The sequence below is a fragment of the Colwellia sp. MB3u-8 genome (genome assembly GCF_014076985.1).
Classification (GTDB): domain Bacteria; phylum Pseudomonadota; class Gammaproteobacteria; order Enterobacterales; family Alteromonadaceae; genus Cognaticolwellia.
In genome coordinates this window covers 65,048-85,895 of the sequence record NZ_JACGVA010000066.1, presented here as the reverse complement: position 1 = coordinate 85,895, position 20,848 = coordinate 65,048, and the positions used below count along the sequence as shown (strand labels likewise).

The 20,848-nt window shown below is 39.9% G+C and carries 23 protein-coding genes and 1 pseudogene; 6 read left to right on the top strand and 18 right to left on the bottom strand.

Annotated features, from left to right (window positions below; all coding sequences use genetic code 11):
• Nucleotides 1-275: 275 nt before the first annotated feature.
• The 10 genes and pseudogenes from rpoS to H4J54_RS11590 all read right to left on the bottom strand — a co-directional run bounded on the left by rpoS (nt 276) and on the right by H4J54_RS11590 (nt 7,742).
• Nucleotides 276-1,202 (bottom strand): RNA polymerase sigma factor RpoS, encoded by a 927-nt coding sequence (rpoS, locus tag H4J54_RS11635; protein WP_182191032.1) that lies wholly within the window; start codon nt 1,200-1,202, stop codon nt 276-278.
• An 85-nt stretch (nt 1,203-1,287) separates the two neighbouring features.
• The gene (locus H4J54_RS11630) at nt 1,288-2,097 is read right to left on the bottom strand and encodes a peptidoglycan DD-metalloendopeptidase family protein (RefSeq protein ID WP_259366985.1); all 810 of its coding nucleotides are present in this window, start codon (nt 2,095-2,097) and stop codon (nt 1,288-1,290) included.
• A gap of 73 nt (nt 2,098-2,170) precedes the next feature.
• A complete protein-coding gene (locus H4J54_RS11625; RefSeq protein ID WP_182191031.1) occupies nt 2,171-2,749 on the bottom strand; it encodes a YqaA family protein in 579 nt (192 codons plus the stop codon).
• 3 nt (nt 2,750-2,752) lie between these two features.
• A complete protein-coding gene (locus H4J54_RS11620) occupies nt 2,753-3,430 on the bottom strand; it encodes a protein-L-isoaspartate(D-aspartate) O-methyltransferase (protein WP_182191030.1) in 678 nt (225 codons plus the stop codon).
• On the bottom strand, nt 3,427-4,179 hold the full coding sequence (gene surE / locus H4J54_RS11615) for a 5'/3'-nucleotidase SurE (RefSeq protein WP_182191029.1): 753 nt from the start codon (nt 4,177-4,179) through the stop codon (nt 3,427-3,429). Before surE ends, H4J54_RS11620 begins: the two co-directional genes overlap by 4 nt.
• Nucleotide 4,180: 1 nt before the next feature.
• A complete protein-coding gene (gene truD, locus H4J54_RS11610; RefSeq protein WP_404851903.1) occupies nt 4,181-5,344 on the bottom strand; it encodes a tRNA pseudouridine(13) synthase TruD in 1,164 nt (387 codons plus the stop codon).
• Nucleotides 5,345-5,425: 81 nt separating this feature from the next.
• Nucleotides 5,426-5,899 (bottom strand): annotated as a pseudogene (gene ispF / locus H4J54_RS11605) (2-C-methyl-D-erythritol 2,4-cyclodiphosphate synthase); the annotation flags it as partial.
• The gene (gene ispD / locus H4J54_RS11600) at nt 5,890-6,618 is read right to left on the bottom strand and encodes a 2-C-methyl-D-erythritol 4-phosphate cytidylyltransferase (RefSeq protein WP_182191028.1); all 729 of its coding nucleotides are present in this window, start codon (nt 6,616-6,618) and stop codon (nt 5,890-5,892) included. The gene ispD and the pseudogene ispF, both read right to left, overlap by 10 nt.
• On the bottom strand, nt 6,618-6,923 hold the full coding sequence (gene ftsB, locus H4J54_RS11595) for a cell division protein FtsB (RefSeq protein ID WP_182191027.1): 306 nt from the start codon (nt 6,921-6,923) through the stop codon (nt 6,618-6,620). The genes ispD and ftsB overlap by 1 nt, the downstream gene beginning before the upstream one ends.
• A gap of 90 nt (nt 6,924-7,013) precedes the next feature.
• Complete coding sequence (locus H4J54_RS11590; protein ID WP_182191026.1) at nt 7,014-7,742, bottom strand: hypothetical protein; 729 nt, start codon at nt 7,740-7,742, stop codon at nt 7,014-7,016.
• A 281-nt stretch (nt 7,743-8,023) separates the two neighbouring features.
• On the opposite strand from H4J54_RS11590, the gene upp reads away from it, so the two are divergent.
• A complete protein-coding gene (gene upp, locus H4J54_RS11585; protein ID WP_182191025.1) occupies nt 8,024-8,650 on the top strand; it encodes a uracil phosphoribosyltransferase in 627 nt (208 codons plus the stop codon).
• Nucleotides 8,651-8,802: 152 nt separating this feature from the next.
• Here upp and H4J54_RS11580 read toward each other — a convergent pair whose 3' ends face one another.
• From H4J54_RS11580 to H4J54_RS11570, 3 genes are all read right to left on the bottom strand, one after another.
• Nucleotides 8,803-10,020, bottom strand: coding sequence for a serine hydrolase (locus H4J54_RS11580; RefSeq protein WP_182191024.1), 1,218 nt, complete (start codon nt 10,018-10,020; stop codon nt 8,803-8,805).
• 369 nt (nt 10,021-10,389) lie between these two features.
• A complete protein-coding gene (eno, locus tag H4J54_RS11575; protein WP_182191023.1) occupies nt 10,390-11,688 on the bottom strand; it encodes a phosphopyruvate hydratase in 1,299 nt (432 codons plus the stop codon).
• A gap of 112 nt (nt 11,689-11,800) precedes the next feature.
• Nucleotides 11,801-13,438, bottom strand: coding sequence for a CTP synthase (locus tag H4J54_RS11570; protein WP_182191022.1), 1,638 nt, complete (start codon nt 13,436-13,438; stop codon nt 11,801-11,803).
• 246 nt (nt 13,439-13,684) lie between these two features.
• Here H4J54_RS11570 and H4J54_RS11565 point away from each other — a divergent pair, with 246 nt between their 5' ends.
• Nucleotides 13,685-14,263, top strand: coding sequence for a DUF4202 domain-containing protein (locus H4J54_RS11565; RefSeq protein WP_182191021.1), 579 nt, complete (start codon nt 13,685-13,687; stop codon nt 14,261-14,263).
• A 46-nt stretch (nt 14,264-14,309) separates the two neighbouring features.
• Here H4J54_RS11565 and H4J54_RS11560 read toward each other — a convergent pair whose 3' ends face one another.
• Genes H4J54_RS11560 through H4J54_RS19470 form a run of 3 tightly spaced genes read right to left on the bottom strand, consistent with a single transcriptional unit; the run spans nt 14,310 to nt 15,215 of the window.
• Complete coding sequence (locus H4J54_RS11560; protein ID WP_182191020.1) at nt 14,310-14,729, bottom strand: YbaN family protein; 420 nt, start codon at nt 14,727-14,729, stop codon at nt 14,310-14,312.
• 50 nt (nt 14,730-14,779) lie between these two features.
• Nucleotides 14,780-14,989, bottom strand: a complete 210-nt coding sequence (locus tag H4J54_RS19475; protein WP_259366984.1) for a hypothetical protein — start codon at nt 14,987-14,989, stop codon at nt 14,780-14,782.
• Nucleotides 14,973-15,215, bottom strand: a complete 243-nt coding sequence (locus H4J54_RS19470) for an ATP-binding cassette domain-containing protein (RefSeq protein WP_259366983.1) — start codon at nt 15,213-15,215, stop codon at nt 14,973-14,975. Before H4J54_RS19470 ends, H4J54_RS19475 begins: the two co-directional genes overlap by 17 nt.
• Before the next feature lie 164 nt (nt 15,216-15,379).
• On the opposite strand from H4J54_RS19470, the gene H4J54_RS11550 reads away from it, so the two are divergent.
• Nucleotides 15,380-15,592, top strand: a complete 213-nt coding sequence (locus tag H4J54_RS11550; protein ID WP_182191019.1) for a hypothetical protein — start codon at nt 15,380-15,382, stop codon at nt 15,590-15,592.
• On the top strand, nt 15,589-15,810 hold the full coding sequence (locus tag H4J54_RS11545; protein WP_182191018.1) for a hypothetical protein: 222 nt from the start codon (nt 15,589-15,591) through the stop codon (nt 15,808-15,810). Before H4J54_RS11550 ends, H4J54_RS11545 begins: the two co-directional genes overlap by 4 nt.
• 54 nt (nt 15,811-15,864) lie before the next feature.
• Here H4J54_RS11545 and H4J54_RS11540 read toward each other — a convergent pair whose 3' ends face one another.
• The gene (locus H4J54_RS11540; protein ID WP_182191017.1) at nt 15,865-18,192 is read right to left on the bottom strand and encodes a GNAT family N-acetyltransferase; all 2,328 of its coding nucleotides are present in this window, start codon (nt 18,190-18,192) and stop codon (nt 15,865-15,867) included.
• A 414-nt stretch (nt 18,193-18,606) separates the two neighbouring features.
• On the opposite strand from H4J54_RS11540, the gene H4J54_RS11535 reads away from it, so the two are divergent.
• Nucleotides 18,607-18,786, top strand: coding sequence for a PA3496 family putative envelope integrity protein (locus tag H4J54_RS11535; RefSeq protein ID WP_182191016.1), 180 nt, complete (start codon nt 18,607-18,609; stop codon nt 18,784-18,786).
• Nucleotides 18,787-18,934: 148 nt separating this feature from the next.
• On the top strand, nt 18,935-19,588 hold the full coding sequence (gene pdxH, locus H4J54_RS11530; RefSeq protein WP_182191015.1) for a pyridoxamine 5'-phosphate oxidase: 654 nt from the start codon (nt 18,935-18,937) through the stop codon (nt 19,586-19,588).
• 127 nt (nt 19,589-19,715) lie between these two features.
• Here the strand turns inward: pdxH and H4J54_RS11525 are convergent, their stop codons facing one another.
• Nucleotides 19,716-20,843, bottom strand: coding sequence for a sodium ion-translocating decarboxylase subunit beta (locus tag H4J54_RS11525; RefSeq protein ID WP_182136173.1), 1,128 nt, complete (start codon nt 20,841-20,843; stop codon nt 19,716-19,718).
• Nucleotides 20,844-20,848: the final 5 nt, after the last annotated feature.

Genomic DNA, 20,848 nt, shown 5'->3' with positions numbered 1-20,848 from the left:
TCGAGTTAATTACTCGCTAAACGGTTGACGGACTAAAGTCCGACCGACAAAAAACATCTGCTACTGATATTTTTGACCCCTTGAGTTAATCGCTCGCTAAACGCTTCACGGACTGAAGTCCGACCTAAAAAATCACCGCCACAGAGGGTAATTAGGTCTTAAAAATGACCTCCTAATGTAAATCCATAGGCAGCTACATTACTCATAAAATGTAAGCCTAAAAAAACCAGCAATCGCTGGTTTTTTGTTTATTATCTGAACTTGAGCCTATCGCACTATATTTGAAATAGCGCTTCAATCGACAAGCCTTGTTGGCTTAAAATATCACGCAGACGTTTTAATGCTTCAACTTGAATTTGGCGCACACGTTCGCGTGTTAAGCCTATTTCGACACCTACATCTTCTAATGTTGCGGCTTCATAGCCTAGCAAGCCAAATCTTCTTGCTAGTACTTCTCGTTGTTTAGAGTTAAGTTCATTCAGCCAATCTACAATGCTATGTTTAATATCATGGGTTTGTAATTTTGTTTCCGGGCTACCCGCTGTTTCATCTGGAATAACATCTAATAACACTTTTTCACCTTCACCACCAAATGGCGAGTCAACTGAAGCAATACGTTCGTTCAAGCGCAGCATTTTACTGACACTTTCCACAGGTACGTTAAGCTCAAAAGCAATGTCTTCAGCCGTTGGATCATGATCAAGCTTTTGCACTAACTCACGGGCTGTGCGTAAATAAATATTAAGTTCTTTGACCACATGAATAGGTAATCGAATAGTACGAGTTTGATTCATAATGGCGCGTTCAATGGTTTGTCGAATCCACCAAGTCGCATAGGTTGAAAATCTAAAGCCACGTTCAGGATCAAATTTTTCAACAGCACGTATTAGGCCTAGGTTGCCTTCTTCAATTAAATCTAATAAAGGTAAGCCACGATTGTTATAACGGCGAGAAATTTTTACCACTAAACGAAGATTACTTTCTATCATGCGTTTGCGAGAGCGTTCATCACCTTTTAGGGCAAGGCGAGAAAAGTAGACTTCTTCTTCGGCGGTTAATAATGGTGAAAATCCTATTTCACTTAAATATATTTGTGTTGCATCTAAATTAGACGGGCTCTCTTCAGGTTCTTCTACCTGAGTGCTTTTTGGCTTTTCTTTTACTGCAAGATCAGAACATTCTATTTGTTTTTTTATGCCCATGTTATATCTCCCTATTTAGCATTAGCTAAACTTACTGACTAATTATTCACATTAACCTCGAGTTATTATTGGTAAATTTTTATTATTATTTCGGCAAATACTTCATAGGATTAACTGATTTCCCGCGAAAGCGAACTTCAAAATGAAGCATGACTCTTTCAGCGTCAGTATCACCCATTTTGGCAATCACTTGACCGGCTTTTACAACTTGCTGTTCTTTGACTAGAATGTGATCGTTATGGGCATAAGCGCTGAGATAGTCTTCGTTATGTTTAACAATGACTAACTTGCCGTATCCTTGTAGCGCATCACCGGCATAAACTACCTTTCCATCTGCAGTTGCTTTCACCGAATCACCGCGTCGCCCCGCAATGTCGATTCCTTTATTTCCTTGCTTTGCGGTGGAAAAATTATGAATAACTTTTCCTTTCGCAGGCCACCGCCATTTTCTAATTTTTTGTGAAAAGGCCGTGTGTCGTTGAACTTCATCGCTGCTTTTTTGAACAGCTATATTTTTACCATACTCCTGCTTTTTCTTCTGTGCAATAGGTTTTTTTATCACTTTTTGTTTTGGAGTATTGGAATCTTTTTTTTTCTGACTCCTTAACTTATCATTAATTTTACTCTTTGTTAACTTTAATTTACCTTTTGTTAACATTAACTTTTGTTGCGGATAAATATTGTATGGCGCTTTAATATTATTGATATTTGCCAAGGTACGAATGTCGACATCTGCACGCCATGCTATTGAATATAAAGTTTCACCTTTCTTAACGATATACTCAGTGCCACTGACGCTATTTTTGAGTCTTTGACTAAGAGGAAGAGAGCCTTGTACGTCAACAACAGGTGCAGGTTTACTACGACTTGAACAGCCGTTTAACGCTAATATCATGATTAGCGTTAATAGGTTATTAGCGCTAAATAAGTTACCTTGCATCCATCTCGTCATAACAAAAATAACGTCCTTATCGTGTCGCAATATAGGCAATAATAATAGCGATAACAACTGACCAACCTAAGACATCAACCCATTGTCTAATTTTTTGTTCCATCGGCGCTCCGCCCCAACGAATAACACCGGCTACCAGGAAAAATCGCATGCCGCGACCAATTGATGACGCTAATAAGAAGGGTAAAAATGCCATATTTAAAAAACCAGCACTCACGGTAAATAACTTATAGGGGATAGGAGAAAAACCAGCAATAAATACCACCCACACACCCCATTCACTAAACCACAACATGGCTTTATCAAAGCGCGCCTGATAACCAAATTCAGTAATTAAGGGTTGGATCCAAGGTTCAAACATCAAATAACCTAAGCCGTAACCTACCATTCCACCGAGCACTGAAGCAACGGTAGTTATCGTGGCAAAACGCCAGGCTTTATCGCGCTGGGCCAGTACCATAGGGGCTAATAAAACGTCGGGTGGAATAGGGAAAAAAACCGACTCAGCAAAGGTCAGTATCGCTAAAATTCTAGGGGCAAACTTATGCTCAGCCCACTTAAGTGTCCATTCATATAATGCAGAAAATATTTTCACAAATTATCCTAAAGCGCCAGGTACAAGGGGAACAAAACGAACAGCTTCAATTTGCTGCTCTTTGTATTCATCACCATGACGAGTAATTAATTTTAAAACTTGGTTTTGTTCACCAACAGGAATGATTAAGCGACCGCCATCAGCTAGCTGGGCTAGTAATGCCGCTGGCACCTCTTTGGGTGCAGCAGTAACTATAATGGCTTGAAACGGGGCTTTGCTGTGCCAACCTTGCCAACCGTCACCATGTTTCATTGCCACATTATGTAAATCCATAGTGCGTAATCTTCGTTTTGCTTGCCATTGCAACGACTTAATACGTTCAACAGTAAACACCTTAGCTGATAACTGCGCCAATATGGAGGTTTGATAGCCAGAGCCCGTGCCTATTTCTAGAATGCTGTCTGGCACGCTATCAGCAAGTAGCAGCTCTGACATTTTTGCCACAATATAGGGTTGTGATATGGTTTGCCCTTGGCCAATCGGTAACGCCGTATTGTCATAGGCTTTATGCGCTAGAATTTCAGGCACAAAAATATGCCGAGGCGAACGGGCAATAGCCTGTAATACTTGTTGATTTTTAATCCCTTCAGCCAATAATTTTTGCGCCAGTAATTCTCCACTTCGACTCGACTTTCCGCCGATATTACTGCCTACTCGGGTATTGATATTACTTTGTCTCATAGTGAAAGTTCATTAATCCATTCGGTCATTTTTGCCAGGCTTTTATAAGCGGTCATATCTATGGTTAATGGGGTAATTGATGCATAGCCATTGGCTATGGCATGAAAATCAGTACCCACGCCAGCATCAAGTTCTTTTCCTAATGGGCCATACCAATAAATATCACGTTGCCAAGGGTCTTGCACCTTTTTCATCGTTTCCGCTTTATGGCGGTTACCTAAACGTGTGACTTGAATACCTTTTAATTCATCTAGCGGCACATCAGGCACATTAATATTAATAATTTGATCACTTGGCAACGGGTGCAACTGCAAACGCTCAATAAACTTGGCGGTAACAACGGCGGCGGTTTGAAAATATTTGGGATCTGAAGACACTAGTGACACCGCTATTGCAGGCATACCTAAATGACGCCCTTCTGTTGCTGCCGCTACCGTACCAGAATAAATGGTATCGTCACCTAAATTAGCACCGTGATTAATACCCGCCACCACTAAATCAGGTTTTGGCTGCATTAATTGGGCGGCACCTAAATGCACGGCATCAGTGGGTGTACCATTGACAGAAATAAAGCCATTTTCTAATGTCTGCGCTCGTAATGGATTCAATAGTGTTAACGAATTGCTTGCGCCACTGCAATTTCTATCGGGCGCAACTACGGTTACATCAAATATTTTGGCTAATTCGTCAAAAAGCACTTTAATGCCATCAGCATGAACACCGTCATCATTACTCAGTAATATTCTCATGTTAGCTTTTTAACTCCTTGTTGTTATTTACTGCGCTAGTCTTAGTTGCAGCGGTTGTGTGCCTGACTGCACTAACATCAACCCGCTCGGTCATATCTTTATAGTCGATTAACTCACGCATAATGGTGGTGGCATAAGCACCTGATGGCAAGAAAAATGACAAGGTTACAACATCGTTATCTACGCTAATGTTAGTGTCTTTAATCGTTAAGCGAATACGTCGACGTTCTTGCTTCAAACCAAAACGCGGTAAACCTTCGCAAAATTTTGGCTGGCCATCGGCAATGCTTTGCTCAAAAGCACGCGCATCGCCTGTGGTCATTAATTCGCCCGCTCCCCACATAGAGGCAGTAATATCTAGGTCATGTTCAACTAATCGTGCTTGTAGACTTTCATCGATAACATCAGCGAGAAATACCGACTGTGTTCCCGCTAACATCAAGACGTCACCATTAATTAAGCTGTCGAATGTTTGTTGTTCGATACGTTGGCCCACCATTTGGTTGAAAATCAATGAACGTGCAGCCGATAAATACATACCACGTTTTTTCTTGTCTTTAACTTTTTGACCGGAGAATAAACCTAAGGCTTTTTCAATATTGCCGCCATTGATACCAAAACGTTGTTCGCCAAAATAGTTTGGCACACCAAAATTAGTCACTACGTGCCAACGTCTTATTAGCTCGTCAATATCAGTCACGTCACGTAACGTGATTTCAAAACGATTGCCGTCTAAACCGCCAATACGCAATTTTTTGTTATGGCGTTTATAGGATAAAACTTCGACACCTTCGATTTTTACATCACTTAAATCATAATTTTGCTTGCCGGGAACATGCACACCAAACCATTGTTCAGTGACCGCAAAGCGATCTTTTAAGCCGGCATAGGAAACTAATGATTCATTGACCGAAAAGTATTGCGCTAATTGCTTGGCAACAAAGGCGGTATTGGCGCCAGTTTTTCGAATGTGAATAAAAAGGTGTTCACCTTCACCGCAAGGTTGAAAAGGTATTTGTTCAAAAACTTTAAAGTCTGACCTATGACGACGCAACAAGCCGGTCGACTTTGGTTTACCATATAAATAGGAAAATTCAGGCAAGGGAGATTGGCTTGGCTTAGCTGCTATCTTATCGCTTTGAGCGGCTGGCTCTGGTGCTTTCAATTCACTTTGAACAGCGGGCTTGGGTACTTTTTTTTCGTCTTGCTTAATCGGCTCTGCAACTGTATTTAACTTACGGTTAGATTCAGTTTTTATCAATAATACAACAGCATGCACACTAATGCCTTCTTTGCGACCCACATAGCCTAACTTTTCAGTGGTGGTTGCTTTGACATTGACTTGTTCGATATCTGCTTGTAAATCTTGTGCTAAACATTCACGCATGGCTAAAAGGTGCGGTGCTATTTTTGGTGCTTGCGCACAAACAGTAATATCGGCATTACCTAAGCCGTAGCCTTTTCTTTGCATTAAACCAACCACATGGCGCAACAAAATACGGCTCGATATATTCTCGTATTGGTCATCAGTGTCAGGAAAATGGTTACCAATATCGGCTAAACATAATGCTCCTAAAATGGCATCACATAAGGCATGAATAGCCACATCACCATCAGAGTGAGCAATAAAACCAAATTCATAAGGAATAACAACACCCGCTAACACTAATGGCCCTGCACCACCAAATTGATGAACATCAAAACCGTGACCTATTCGCATACTACCTCTGATTGTAAATTATTTTTTTGTTGGTTAAGAATAAATTCAGCTAAAAGCAAATCTTCTGGCTGGGTAATTTTTATATTGTCACTGCTGCCATTAACTAAACCACTTGCAAAACCCGATGCTTCCATCGCTGATGATTCATCGGTAATACTGATCCCTTTTGCTAAAGCCGCAGTAATAGCTGAGGTTAGTTCAAGCGTTTTGTACATTTGTGGCGTCAGCGCATGCCACATTTGGCTACGATCCAAGCTGGTTGCTACTAATTGCGCGGTATTCGCTTGCTTCATGGTATCGCGAACTGGGCTTGCTAATAGGCCGCCATGATCGTTTTCAAGACAGTAGTTCATTAAGCGGGTTAAATCTTGATGTCGAACACAAGGCCTGGCGGCATCATGCACCAACACCCATTGTTCTTGGCCAGCCTGTAAATATTTTAAACCGGCAAGTACCGAATCAACACGCTCTTTGCCGCCAACAACACAAGTAATATTTTTATGATTAACTAAGCTAGTACTAGAAAAATATTCATCATTTTCACCTAAGGCAATAATGACATGAGAAATTGCCTCGTGGCTGAGTAAACGCTGAACGGTATGTTCTAAAATAGTTATGTTTTCAATGGTTAAATATTGTTTTGGACAAGACGAACGCATGCGTTTACCAACACCTGCAGCGGGCACTACGACAGTAAAATGCCCTAATAAGTTACTCATTATCGCAATCGTTCCTTCTTGTCGGCATCGTCATCATTAGGAATGACGCGGAAAAATGTCTCGCCCTGTTTGATCAGACCTAATTCATGGCGAGCACGTTCTTCAATCGCTTCGGTGCCAGATTTTAAATCGTCCGTATCAGCATAAAGTAATTTGTTACGTTGCTTTAGCTTGTTGTTATTGGCGAGCTGGCGAGTCACTTCTTCTTCTAATGCTAGATAATCAGGCACACTGTTTTTACCAAACCAAAGTCGGTATTGCAAAAGTACCAGAAAAATGAGTAAAACTGCCGTGATCAGCCGCATAATGTATCTAAAGTCGATATCGAAGAGATAATATTGATACGCTATTATAAATACGTACCGTCTGCTGTAAACACCCAACAAGATTTAAAATCAATTGTCAGGCAAATTTACCCTAGGTTGTTTGAAATTACGCCAATTAATGGTGCAAGACAATAACAATTCTCGCAATGAAGGCATAATTGGCTGCAATTTCTGACCATTTTCCCAACGATGCCCAGCGCATGCTGCGCTCATTACTTTTTTCGTTGGCTTGAGTAAATTCACTTTATGACAAGTTACTTCGCTCTCTTCCTCACTATCTGCTTCAATGTCTGCCTCACTTGCTCTGTTATGCTCATTTTTTGCCTTGTTACCTGCACCGCGGACCGCTTCGTTATCCGTTAAATAAAACCAGCCATAAACATTGGTTCGAAATTGCTGTTTTTCTAAATCAATTCGGTCGATACAATCGAGCACAATATGGCCATTTAACGCGATAGGCACCACTAAACCATGCACTAGCTGTTGGCTCTTATACCAAGCAATAACAGTTTCATCATAAGCCGATAATTGGCTTATTTCAGGTGACCTAGTTACTTGCTTAGCTAACCAACTGGCATTTTGAATATCTAATGCCAGTGGTGTTTGTGCCTTTAATAACGCGAATGCTGTACGTTTAACATAATGAGGTAAGCTTTTAATTCTGCCTTGTAAACTTGCTAGCGCTAAACATTCATTGCGGGCTAAGGTGATTAACTCTCGTTCATAAAGGGCATTACACAGTTCAGCAAAGTCTGATGACTGCTGCGCCGATTGCCATAATAATGATTGAGTGACCATGAATTTAATGACTACTTTAATTAACGCTGATAATTTAAGCATACTTGATTGTGGTTAAAGATAAAATCGCTAAAGCTGATCTGCGCATCGTTTTACCTATACCATGACGGGTAATAACAATTTATACTGGGATATCTTTTTTAAAGATGTTTTTTAAAGGTGTACAACCGCAGTTAAAAAAACATGCGCCAACATGACTTTAAATTTCAGCCCAAACCAACACTTACAAATGGTTTGGCTATAATATAAAAATAGTTCTCTAGGCCGTTTTGGAGTAAATAATGAGCGTAATTGAAGTAAAGCATCCCCTAATTAAACACAAACTCGGCATAATGCGTGAAGCCGATATAAGTACCAAGCGTTTTCGCGAACTTGCCTCAGAAGTTGGCTGTCTATTAACCTATGAAGCCACTAAGCACCTTGAAGTAGAAACTAAAACCATCAATAGTTGGCATGGTGAAATTCAAGTAGAACAAATTAAAGGTAAAAAAGTCACCGTTGTCCCTATTTTACGCGCAGGTTTAGGAATGATGGACGGCGTTTTAGAACTTATTCCTAGCGCCCGTATCTCTGTTGTTGGTATGTATCGTAACGAAGAAACACTAGAGCCGGTGTTTTATTTTGAAAAATTAGCTGGGCAAATTGAAGAACGTCTCGCCCTAGTGATTGATCCCATGTTAGCGACAGGCGGTTCTATGATAGCCACAATCGACTTATTAAAAGAGCGTGGTTCAAACCATATCAAAGCCTTAGTTTTAGTGGCTGCGCCAGAAGGTATAGCCGCGTTAGAAAAAGCACACCCTGATGTTGAACTTTATACCGCCGCTGTTGATGACTGCTTAGATGACGCAGGTTATATATTGCCAGGTTTAGGTGATGCGGGTGATAAAATTTTTGGCACTAAGTAGTTACTATAACCTAGTGACTAAAGGTGCTAGCTGCAACATCTTAACGGTGTTTTGCTCAATTTTTATCGCGATAACAAACATTGAGCATAGTATTCAATACGTTGTGCTAAAAAAGCTCAAGTGTGCGCTTTGTAACCCTGTTTATTCGTTAACTACGGCATTGCGACCAGTTTATTAGCTATTTTTTTCATCGCTATCGCGGCATTATTATCCATACCTCGATTCATCAAAATAATAAAACCATCTTTCTTATTAGGGTCAAAATATAGGGCAGTAAAAACACCCAAATCAGCCCCCATATGCCCGGTTAATCCCATGCTATTATCTCGCCAAAAAAAACGTTGTTTATCTGAAATATCCTTAGGTAATTGTAACTTTAGCATTTCTTTATACATAGCATCTGAAAGCAGTTTATGAACTAATGCGTCTTTATTTTCTAGCACAGCAACTAACAGCTTGCTCAAGTCTTTAATACTGCTGCGTATACCACCATCTGGATATTGTGGGTTGCCAAAGTGAGGATAAGCGACAAAACGCTTACTTTCTGAAGGTGGATTAAAATAACGACTAATAAACAAGTTTAACTCGGCCGACTCAGTGTCACTGCAAATAGCCATAAATGGAATACACTGCTCAACCTCATAGGGCACAGCGATTTGTGCTAGTGACAAATCATGCAATAACCAACTGGTATCCTGCATGCCTAATGGCTTAAAGATATGTTGCTGACTATATTCGGCTAAGGTAATACCTGTTGTTACTTCGACTAAATATCCAGCTAGGCCAGCGGCTAAATTACTGTATTTCCTTTTAGTACCAGGGGCATTATTTAAAAAATATTGCCCTTGGTTATAGTTTTTTCCTGTTGGGGTTAACAAGGATTTAAGGTGTTGTTCTAATGAAATATCAGCATCTTTATTAATGGCATAACTGTCAACATCATAATAATCCGCAATACCTGAGGTGTGAGTAACTAAATGTCTTAAGGTTATTTTTTCATGAGTCATATGAGGGTTATCGATTTTAAATGGCAGATAGTCGTTAATGTCTCGGTCTAAAGCTAATTTTCCTTGCTCTACCAACTGCAACAACACCAAGCCCATAATCGGCTTACTAATAGAGGCTATATTAAATAACGTATTTTGTGTCACTGCTGTGTTCAATTCGACATTAGCTTTACCATAAACTTGTAAAAAAGTGACTTTAGCGTTTGAAATTTTAGCTATGGCTAAGCCCGGAATAGCAGCTTCTTGCATCAAAGCAGGGATATATTTTTCAATATTTTCTATGTCATCGCTAACCGCTTTCTGCTTAGGCAATAGATACCAAAGCAGTGGCAATAACAAAATAATAAGAACGGATTTTTTCATGGTTTAGCTCTATGGCTTAAAATAGAATAAAAGCAAGATACAGGCCAAACATAACAAACTGATTCAATGAGCTTTATTTTAAGATAAGAATGATGAGTTTGATGAAATCATAAATACTGGCAAATCTGACGATTTATTCACAAGTATAATATCAAGTAAAGGCGCTGTATTTAAACACTGTCGGTGGAGGCAAGGTAAGTAGTGCCATAATTAATGAGTCAGCTTAATGCCTGATTATCACAAAAAAACCACTCATTTGAGTGGTTTTTTTAATATTCAATAACGCTTAAATTAGCCGCGTGATTTTGCTACCACAGGTAAGGTAACCTAACGGACAAACATAAGCGTCATCACACAAAAATCTTATGATTATTGGCCTTTGACTTCAGACAAGCCGTTAAAAATAGCTTTATCACCTAAAAATTCTTCAATGCGCAATAACTGATTGTACTTAGCAACACGGTCTGAGCGACATAAAGAACCGGTTTTGATTTGTCCTGCGGCTGTGCCTACGGCTAAATCAGCAATAGTTGAATCTTCAGTCTCGCCTGAGCGATGTGAGATCACGGCGGTAAAGCCAGCGTCTTTCGCCATTCTAATCGCCGCTAAGGTTTCTGTTAATGTACCAATTTGGTTGAATTTGATTAAGATAGAGTTACCAATACCTTGCTCAATACCACGGGCTAATATTTTAGTATTAGTGACAAATAAGTCATCACCAACAATTTGCACTTTATCGCCAAGTAGATCGGTTTGGTATTTAAAGCCATCCCAGTCTGACTCGTCCAAGCCGTCTTCAATTGAAATGATAGGGTATTGCTCACAAAGGCTTGCTAAAAAATCAGAAAATTCGTTGGCAGTAAATTGCTTGCCTTCACCTTTTAGGTCATAAATACCTTTGTCTGCATCATAAAACTCAGAAGCAGCACAATCCATCGCTAAGGTTACGTCTTTACCTAATTCATAACCCGCCGCGGCAACCGCTTCTTTAATCACCGCTAAGGCATCAGCATTTGAAGCTAAATCAGGTGCAAAACCACCTTCATCACCCACAGCGGTATTTAAACCTTTTGCAGACAATACTTTTTTCAAAGCATGGAAAATTTCAGCGCCCATACGTAGCGCTTCTTTAAAGCTTTTCGCGCCAACCGGTTGTACCATGAATTCTTGGATATCAACGTTATTGTCAGCATGCTCGCCACCATTGATAATGTTCATCATAGGTAAAGGTAGTGAGTATTGACCTGGCGTACCATTAAGATCGGCAATGTGCTCAAATAATTGTACTTTCTTTTCCATTGCGGCGGCTTTTGCGTTCGCTAAAGAAACGGCAAGAATGGCATTAGCGCCGAAGGTTTCTTTATTCTCTGTGCCGTCTAAATCAATCATGATTTGATCTATGTTTGCTTGCTCTAAAGCACTTTTACCTTTCAATGCGTTAGCAATCGGATTGTTAACCGCAGCAACGGCTTTTAATACACCTTTACCTAAGTAACGCGATTTGTCGCCGTCACGTAATTCAAGTGCTTCACGAGAGCCAGTTGATGCGCCAGAAGGAGCAGCCGCTCGACCCCAAGCACCCGACTCTAAATAAACGTCAGCTTCAACTGTTGGGTTACCACGAGAATCCATGATCTCGCGGGCGATAATTTTACTAATATTAGACATTATGTTTCCTATTCCTTACTAGCTAAGCTAGGCAGGTTATAAACGTTAAATTAAAGGTTAAAATTGCTTAAAAAAAACCGTAGCAATAAGCTACGGTTTTCATGAGTTTGGTTTAACTTGCTCGCTGCTTTTGACATTCAAAAGCGGCGGCGATAAAGCCAGCAAAAAGCGGGTGACCATCACGAGGAGTTGAATTAAACTCAGGATGGAATTGCCCAGCAATAAACCAAGGGTGATTAGGATTTTCAATCACCTCAACTAATGTTTTATCCGCAGATAATCCCGAGAACACTAAACCTGCTTTGCTTAATTGTTCACGGTAGTTATTATTTACCTCAAAACGATGGCGGTGTCTCTCATAAATTGTTTCACTACCATATACGTCATATGCCTTGGTACCTTTCATAATGTGACACAATTGTGAGCCTAAGCGCATGGTTCCGCCTAAGTCAGATTCAGCATTACGGTATTCAACTTTACCTTCTTCATCTAACCATTCGTTAATTAAGCCAACAACTGGGTAAGGTGTTTTGGCATTAAACTCGGTACTGTGTGCATCAGTTAAACCGGCAACATTACGGGCATATTCAATCAATGCCACTTGCAGACCTAAACAAATACCCAAATAAGGTATTTTATTTTCACGCGCATATTGTGCGGTTAAAATTTTACCTTCAACACCACGTTCACCAAAGCCACCAGGAACTAAAATAGCGTCTAAACCTTTTAAAATATCAAGCCCTTTAGACTCAATATCTTGTGAATCAATATATTGAATTTTAACTTTTACTTGGTTTTTAATGCCTGCATGCTTTAACGCTTCATTAACTGATTTATACGCATCAGGTAATTCGGTGTATTTGCCGACCATACCAACAACCACTTCACCCGATGGGTTAGCTTCTTTGTAAAGTACTTGCTCCCAATCAGATAAATCAGCTTCGGGAACATCAAGGCCAAAACGCTTAACCACTAACTCGTCAGCGCCTTGCGCTTTAAGTAAGGCTGGCACTTTATAAATAGAGTCAACATCGCGTAATGAAATAACCGCTTTTGCTTCGACATTAGTAAATAGTGAAATTTTAGCGCGTTCATTAGCGGGAATCGCACGCTCACTTCGACAAACTAAAATGTCTGGAAAAATACCGATTGAACGTAGTTCTTTCACAGAGTGCTGGGTAGGTTTAGTCTTGATTTCACCAGCTGTAGCAATATAAGGCACTAAGGTTAAGTGCATAAACATCGCACGTTCTCGGCCTAATTCTACCCCTAACTGACGGATAGCTTCTAAAAAGGGTTGTGATTCAATGTCACCCACAGTGCCGCCAATTTCAACCATGGCAATGTCGTAACCTTCAGCACCTTCAATCACTCGACGTTTAATGTCGTTAGTAATATGAGGAATAACTTGAATAGTGGCACCTAAAAACTCACCTTTACGCTCGCGCGCTAGAATATCTTGATAGATACGACCGGTAGTGAAGTTATTACGCTTGGTCATTTTGGTTCGAATGAAACGTTCGTAGTGACCTAAATCTAAATCGGTTTCTGCTCCGTCTTCGGTAACAAAAACCTCACCATGCTGAATTGGGCTCATTGTACCCGGATCAACATTAATATAAGGGTCAAGCTTAAGCATGGTAACTTTTAAACCACGTGCTTCGAGAATTGCTGCTAGTGATGCTGCAGCAATACCTTTACCAAGAGACGATACAACGCCGCCAGTAACAAAAATATATCTAGTTGTCATGCGATACCCAGAGTCAGGAAAAACAGAAATTTTGCACTAAATTGATTTGATGTTTGGTTAACAAATAAATTTAGTAGGACGGGAAAACATTATACTGAAAAGCCGTCTACACAACAATATGATCAAGCCATCTAGTTGCACAAAATTTCATTTAAATACTCAACATTTGCTTTAAAGCATGATTGAATATATTAAAAAACGGGGTAAACTGGTGTTTTCCTTTGCAAAAAATAAAAATTAATCATTATGACTCAACTACAAAAAGTATTAGATGCTATCGACACTATAAATAAAGCCGATATCAACACCACGATTGTTGACGGCATTAGCCAACCTAAAGAGCTTTTGTACGGTCAATACATGACAGATTGCCTTGAAAATCATTGGCCAGATGCCAGTGAAAATTTACAGGTTGCGGTTCGTGCACAACACGTAAAACGCTGGCACTTAAAGCGCGCCAACTTCGCCATTGGCAAAAAAGGGTATTTAACCTGGCGTAAAGAATTAGGCATTTTTCATGCGGCTACCGCTAAAGCCCTAATGCTTGAGCATGGCTATAGTGAAGACGCCGCTGAAACTAGCGCAGCGATTATTCGTAAAGAAAACTTAAAATCGAACAGTGAAAGCCAAACCTTGGAAGACGTAGCCTGCTTAGTGTTTTTACAATACTATTTTGATGCCTTGGCCGCTAAACATAAAGAAGAAAAAATCATTCGTATTTTACAGCTAACTTGGCGGAAAATGTCAACGCAAGGCCAAGAAATTGCCTTAAGCTTAACCTTACCGCCCCATTTAGCGCAGCTGGTGGTTAAAGCACTGGCTTAGTGCTTTAACATGCATATTCAACATTTACTTCCCCCTGAGCTTTTGGTTACTTTTCAGGATTAGATTTTTCAGGCGATTTACCTGCCCTATGGTTTGTTAATGGCATTCGCAGATGGCTATTAGAAATAGGTAAACGCCAGAGAAAAATAAATGGCCAGACAACCAAGGTAACCACTAACACCTTTAACCAAATGGTAGGCAAAATATAACCCGACCACAATACAGCAACAAGCATTGAACTTAAGGCTAGCACTTTTGCGCGTTTGGGAATACAACGAGATTGCTGCCAGTGATAAATCATTGGCCCAAAGACGTTATTGTCCAATAGCATGTTATACAATCGCGGCGACGACTTAGCAAAACAGGCAGCGGCAACCAATAAAAAAGGTGTGGTGGGCAATAGAGGCAAAAAAACGCCAATAAAGGCTAATGCCACAAAAAATATTCCCACTATCTTTAACAACATAAGGTTATAGTCCCCTTAGCATTCAGTTAAAATCCGCCGTTAATCTTCAATTAACTAGCGCTCAGTATTCCAGCTAAAGAAATAAACCCTAAGGTTAAAAAGACCGCGTTCATTAGCATAAAAATGGCGACATAGTAACTGATATTCGCTAATATTGCCGCTTCGGTGATAATTATAAAAGCACCCGCCACTAAATAGATTAAGGTTTCTTTAATCTTAAGAAAGTCTTGTAAGGCGGTATTGCTAAAATTGAATGCCAATTTTTTGCAATATTGACTCATCAACGGGCTTAGCATAATAAAACACTTGCCCTTTGCTCGCTTTGATAATGCCTTCCATGATTTCTATGGCAGTAGTTTTTCCAGCACCCTTGGGTCCGAGTAAGCCAAAACAATGATTTTTTTGAATCGCAAAGTTTATATTGTTTACCGCAACAACATCGTTATAACGCTTGGTTAAGTTCTCAACGCAAATATCTGCTTGCATGTCACGCCTCAATAAAACCTAGCTTGTATTTTAACGGCTCACTTAACATATTAATACCAGCACAGAGATACCCATCAAATGATAATAATTATCATTTGCATTTACTTGTGTTTTCAATTATTGTTTTAACAAACCTGTTTTATCAACAATATTAAGGATGAATAATGGGATCTAGACAAATAAATGCAGGGTGTAGAGGTAAAGCCAAAGTTGAAATTTCAGCGTTATTGTTAGCACAATTAATTAGCTCTGGCGCGTTAACAGGCCATAACTGTAGAGGCCTAGACAACAATGCCCGTAGCACCTTATGGCAGTCTTTGCTGGACTTAAGTATTCATTCAACGACTCACTTAAAAAGCGCCGGAGAAATAAAATGACCACAGAATCACCTATTGTTGATATTTACTATTTAGAGGCTTGGCTAGAGAGCTTTGTTTGTCACTGCAAGCCATCAGCGAACAAACAGTCACTGGCAAAAATATGCATGGCGATCAATGGCATTATGCAACATGACGACTTTGATCAAATAGCTAATAATCATTGCAGCTATCATAAAATGAAAAATTATTGGCAATGGCGTTACGACGTGGCTTAATACCCAGTTGATTAATTACCTGGGTATTAAGCAACTGGGTATAACACTGACTGTTTACAATGTATGGACTAGCGCTTGATGAGCCCTAATATACTTGATTAGGTGTTGGTTTAAGGCTTTTTTACCAGTAAATCCATACTGTTGGCAAACTTTTTCAATACTATTTTTTTGTAAAACACGCGCAACTAAGGGTAATACTTCAGGATTAAACTGTTCCGTACAATGCTTTAATAGCCATTGGTGTAGCGCATAAACACAGCTGCTAAATTGACGTTGGCCAGAAGTAAAGTCGTTAACGCTTTGCAAAATATCACGCGCTGGTACCAAGGTTTTTAACCTCGTATTACCCTTGAGCAACTGCCAGACTAATTTTGCTGGCATATGGGTAAACTCATCAGTTAGCCAATAATCAAATTGTTGGTAAAACTGCTCAACAATCACTTGCTGTAAGTTGCTAGCATTAGGCGTTAAGGCTTTAGTCACCAAACACGAATGCTCACCGCTGGCTTTGTCTTTACTAAATCCTACTCGGGCAACGGCGAAGCCAGCTTGCTGCCAAAACTTGAGCAAAGTAGCGTTGCCCGCAAAACTAGCACCAATAAAGTCTATACCTTGGTGTGTAATATGCCGTTCAATAGCACTTAAAAAGTGCCTACCTAAGCCTTGTCCCTGAAATTGAGGATGTATCGCAATACGCATCACACGTTGATAACTATAATTAAAACTTTCCTTAATACCACAATGCATCAGTAATGATTGTGGTAAAAATTGATCGCGTAACCGACGCTGATTCTCACGAATTAGCTCAACCAGTTTTTCATCTGCATGCCCTTCTCGCATGAGCATAACAACACCTAAAATATCGTTTTCACGTTTAAGTACAAATAATGATATAGCGCCATTGTTTAACAGTAACTTTAAATCACTGGGTGAGGTTTGATAGTGAGCTGTTACTAACACCGCAAAAACTTGCTCTAAAAGCGTTTCGTTTTGCAGTAATTTTGTGGGGGTAATAAGCTCGGTCACTAGCTTATATTGCGAAAGTAAATCACTTTGCGCTTGCGCGTTATTAGCTACACTTTCAGCCCCGACTTTAGCCTCACTCTTAATCTCACTTTTGATCTCAGGGATAGCATTATTCATGGCTAAGAAAGTGTTGGGGTAATTGGGCAATCTAGCGTTTAGCAAGCAACTAGCAAAAACGAATTGCTCGAGCGGATCATCACTTGCCCAGCGAATAGCTTCATTAATGTGCATTTTGCGCCAATTTGGCGTCAAACGCTGTAGCACCAGACCAAACTTAAGACTAAAGCCGCGACCTGCACCTTCATAGCCATGAACAGTAGTGGCAAATATTAAGCGATGATAATGGCTAAGTAATTGTTGCAAAAGATAAACAGGCAAAGCAGCAGCTTCATCAACCATGACTATACTGGCTTCGGGTTGCTCTTTTAACAGCACATCGATAGCATAAAAAATAATGCTGCCATTGGTATGATCTACACTATTTATGCCAACCTTGACATCAGGCAAGTGTGTTTCAACTTGCTGAAAAAACACCTTAAGCGCTGGTTTACTTACCGCAGTGATGATGATTTTTAGTGGCTGTTTAGCATTAGCCAACATGTGACACGCAGCAAGTGCTAAAGCTGAAGACTTACCCCGACCTCGATCTGCGGTGAGTACCAAAGGCCTATCTCTATGACCCGTCAACACCTTTAGCATAGCTTCAACCGCTAACACTTGTTCTTGAGTGATACAGCCGTATGACAGGTTTTTTACTTGTTGAGTGGTGCTTAATTGTCCATCGTTAGTACGATTGTCTTGCGCGGCTTTATTGAAAGACCATAACGCTGGCAATTCGGCTTTATCTTGTCTAATGAAATAACAATGTTCAGCGGCTAATTGCAGCATAAAACGCTGAAGGAAATAATCTTGCGATTGCGCCTGGTTAATTTGCTCGACTTGCGACGGCTTTAATAAAAGTAAAAATACGCCACCAGCCACTAAAGTGCCCGAAAGCGCGGCAAAGGCATCAACATCAAAATCACTTTCGACATGCCGGGCATCATTATCAACCTTACTTTCTACCGCAAATACAATAACGTCTTGCTCAGTACCTAAATACTGAGCATAATTTTTTCGATTGACTAAAATTAACTGATTAGCGCGACTAGCATGGGCAAGTTCACCATAAACAAGACCTTGTCTATCGAGCTTATCGTTTGACTCTTGGGCGGATAAAAATAAAGTTAAACTTGTCTCAAGCTGTTCAGTAGTCCAAGCAGCATCACCCACTAACACCACTAAACTACGCCAGCGTTTAGCCTGCGTTAATTGTTGTAACTGCAGACACCAGTGAGAAAAACTTTCTTTCGACATGCTAGTTAACCTTAAAAGTTATCTTGGCTAACACCAAGAGATATATACCTAATACATTGCGAGGTACAGCTTAGCAGAGCTGCAATCTAAGCACTAATCAAAGCTAAATAACTGCACAGTAGAAAATCGTCACTGAGCATTTTTAGTACAACATTTTTAGAATAAAAAATAATTAGTTGAAAATTTACTATTAGTTGCCTATGTTAAAATTATCTAACTTTGTTAGATTTTCTATGATTGTAAACTCGTCCTTTTTAAAATGTCAGCAATTAGAATGTCGGCAATTAAACATTAAAATATTTTACAATGATGACAATCAATAGGATTAAATTTAACCCTTAGCTAGCATTAACAGGTTTAAGCCACTATTTATTGTAATTACAGAAAATACTGTAAAAGCCATAGGTATAAAAAATGTGCGACGATTTCACAGATGACACTAGCCTAAACGTCGAACAGGACAGTTATGACAAAGACTTGCCTAAAGGCCAGCAGGCCGCCCATAACAGCGAAGTCAGAAAACGCATTGACGACTTATTAGCACAAAAACGCCTCAAAGCATTGCTCGATGACATAGACAATTGGGATATCTAATCAATGATATGGCGCAAAGTTAAGTGTTACCACTCAGTTAAAAGCCAACAGTAAATATTATCGATAATATTTTATCGGTAAAAATTTGTTTTTGACATAAAGCTGATATCATTAGTGTAATATTTACGCTACTTAATGATCCTACATTATGACTTTATTTGAAAAATTGCGCTGCTTATTTACCTTTGGTCAAGGCGTTGCCTTACCATTGCCAGCCATTGATGAAAATGCCGATCCTTTTTCATTATTTAAACTTTGGTTTGATGACGCCAATAAGTCGGGTGTTTTGCTGCCCGAAGCAATGTCTGTCAGTAGTGTAAGCCAAGACGGGCAACCAAGCTGTCGAATGGTATTATTAAAAGAGTTTAACCAAGATGGTTTTATCTTCTATACCAATTACAGCAGTAGAAAGAGCCAAGAATTAAATCAAAATGACAAAATTGCTTTGCTATTTCACTGGAATGTATTGCAACGTCAAATTCGCATTGAAGGCTGTGTTGAAAAAGTCAGTGCTGAGCAGTCAGCAAAATATTTTCATAGCCGCGATCGCGGCAGCCAAATTGGCGCTTGGGCATCAAAACAAAGTAGAGAAATTCAAACTGAGACTGAACTGGCTGATAGCGTTGCTTATTACACGAAAAAATTTGCTGGTAACTCAGTACCTTTACCTGAGTTTTGGGGGGGCTGGCGCATTAAACCAAACTATATAGAGTTTTGGCAAGGCCGAGCAAGCCGTTTGCATGACAGGGTTTGTTTTAAACAGCATAACAATCAATGGAAGAATTTCAAACTGCAACCTTAAACACCATAATCTTAAACATAGTAACCTTAAACACAGTACAATTTAATACCGCTAAGTGAATTAACGCATACCATCAAGCAAAAAAGGAGCACATGGCTCCTTTTTTAATATTGTATCTGTTGTAAAATTATCCGACTAAAGCTAACAATATGCCGGCAGCAACCGCTGAGCCTAACACACCAGCAACGTTTGGCCCCATCGCATGCATAAGTAAGAAGTTATGCGGATTAGCCTCTAAACCAACCTTATTAGCGACACGAGCAGCCATGGGTACTGCCGAAACACCTGCGGCACCAATGAGTGGATTAACTTTTTCTTTAGCAAATTTATTCATGAGTTTCGCCATTAACACACCCGTAGCAGTACCAATAGAAAATGCTATTGCGCCTAACGCGAGTATGCCTAAGGTTTTAGCATTTAAGAATTGATCAGCGCTTAACTTAGAACCAACACCTAGTCCTAAGAAGATAGTGACAATATTAATTAACTCATTTTGTGCTGTCGAACTTAGGCGGTCTACCACACCACACTCGCGCATTAAGTTACCCAAACAAAACATCCCCACTAACGGCGTTGCTGCCGGTAGAAAGAAAATTGTCATCATTAAAACGCCGAGTGGGAAAATAATTTTCTCAACTTTTGTGACATGACGTAATTGCGCCATCTCAATTTTACGTTCATCTTCTGTGGTTAATGCTCGCATAATTGGCGGTTGAATAATCGGTACTAACGCCATATATGAATAAGCAGCAACAGCAATAGCTCCCAGTAAGTCAGGGGCAAGTTTAGAAGCTAAAAATATCGCGGTCGGACCATCTGCTCCACCAATGATAGCGATAGCTGAGGCATCTTTCATAGAGAAGTCTAGACCAACAAAGTTCAACGCTATGGCACCAAACAAAGTGGCGAATATCCCAAACTGCGCAGCAGCACCTAATAGCAATGTTTTAGGATTAGCAATCAGTGCGCCAAAATCTGTCATGGCACCAACGCCCATAAAGATTAGTAACGGGAATATGCCGGTATCAATTCCAGCGTAGTAAATGTAATGCAGCAAACCACCTACTTCAGAAAAACCGGCGGCAGGAATATTAGTTAAAATAGCACCAAAACCCATCGGCACTAATAATAGCGGTTCAAAGTTACGGGCAATGGCAAGATAAAGTAAGCCACAACCCACTAGCATCATGATCACTTGACCTAATTCAAAGTTTGCTAGGCCTGTAGACATCCACAATAATTTTAAAGAATCCATGGGTT